Below are 1,780 nucleotides of genomic sequence, written 5' to 3'. Positions count from 1 at the left end.
AAACTTGTTCTTTGAAAACTAGATAATATCAAATATATTTTTTCATAATGAAACCGAGAACACCGCGTTTTTTGAGTTTTTTATTGAAGTTTAATTATCGCTAAACTCATTAATCGCATTTACCGTTAGGTAAATGAGGTTAAGTTAACAAGGGCGCATGGTGAATGCCTTGGCACTAGGAGCCGATGAAGGACGGGACTAACACCGATATGCTTCGGGGAGCTGTACGTAAGCTATGATCCGGAGATTTCCGAATGGGGCAACCCAGCAGTTTTAATCAACTGTTACCACTAGATGAATTCATAGTCTAGTTGGAGGTAAACGCTGTGAACTGAAACATCTCATTAGCAGCAGGAATATAAAGAAATTTCGATTCCCTAAGTAGCGGCGAGCGAACGGGGAACAGCCCAAACCAAAGTGCTTGCACTTTGGGGTTGTAGGACTGAACATTTGAGTTACCAAAGAACTTGATAGTCGAAGGATTTGGGAAAATCCGCCATAGATGGTGATAGCCCAGTAGATTAAATCAAATTCTCTCAGTTCAGGATCCTGAGTACGGCGGAACACGTGAAATTCCGTCGGAATCCGGGAGGACCATCTCCCAAGGCTAAATACTACCTAGTGACCGATAGTGAACCAGTACCGTGAGGGAAAGGTGAAAAGCACCCCGGGAGGGGAGTGAAATAGTTCCTGAAACCATGTGCCTACAATAAGTCAGAGCGCGTTAATGCGTGATGGCGTGCCTTTTGTAGAATGAACCGGCGAGTTATGATCCCGTGCAAGGTTAAGACTAAAAAGTCGGAGCCGTAGCGAAAGCGAGTCTGAAATGGGCGTTTTGAGTACGAGGTTATAGACCCGAAACCAGGTGACCTATCCATGTCCAGGTTGAAGGTGCGGTAAAACGCACTGGAGGACCGAACCCGTGTAAGTTGAAAATTGCTGGGATGAGGTGTGGATAGCGGTGAAATTCCAAACGAACTTGGAGATAGCTGGTTCTCTCCGAAATAGCTTTAGGGCTAGCCTCGGAATTAGGATCATGGAGGTAGAGCACTATTTGGACTAGGGGCCCGTCTTGGGTTACTGAATTCAGATAAACTCCGAATGCCATTGATTCATATCCGGGAGTCAGACGATGAGTGATAAGATCCACCGTCGAAAGGGGAACAGCCCAGACCATCAGTTAAGGTCCCTAAATGTATGCTAAGTGGAAAAGGATGTGGAGTTGCATAGACAACTAGGATGTTGGCTCAGAAGCAGCCACCATTTAAAGAGTGCGTAATAGCTCACTAGTCGAGTGATCCTGCGCCGAAAATGTACCGGGGCTAAGCATACTACCGAAACCATGGATGCGACCATTAGGTCGCGTGATAGGAGAGCGTTCTAAGGGCGGTGAAGCAAGATCGTGAGGACTTGTGGAGCGCTTAGAAGTGAGAATGCCGGTATGAGTAGCGAAAGATAGGTGAGAATCCTATCCACCGAATGACTAAGGTTTCCTGGGGAAGGCTCGTCCTCCCAGGGTTAGTCGGGACCTAAGTCGAGGCCGAGAGGCGTAGACGATGGATAACAGGTTGAGATTCCTGTACTAGTTAAGTGCGTTTGAGCAATGGAGGGACGCAGGAGGCTAAGATGTGCATTCTGTTGGATTAGAATGTCCAAGCAGTAAGTCTTGTGAAGAGTCAAATGCTTTTCACTTTAAGGACAAGCTGTGATGGGGAGCGAAATTTAGTAGCGAAGCGTCTGATGTCACACTGCCGAGAAAAGCTTCTAGTGAGTACTTAAC

1 rRNA gene is annotated in these 1,780 nt (G+C 46.5%); it reads left to right on the top strand.

The window, feature by feature from the left end:
• Positions 1-137 precede the first annotated feature (137 nt).
• A 23S ribosomal RNA gene (locus MMY95_RS15485) occupies positions 138-1,780 on the top strand; the annotation flags it as partial.

The sequence above is a fragment of the Lactiplantibacillus sp. ME-2 genome (assembly GCF_022549155.1).
GTDB classification, from domain to species: Bacteria; Bacillota; Bacilli; order Lactobacillales; family Lactobacillaceae; genus Lactiplantibacillus; species Lactiplantibacillus plantarum.
Note: the sequence above shows the minus strand (reverse complement) of the source record. Positions and strands in the feature narration are given on the sequence as shown.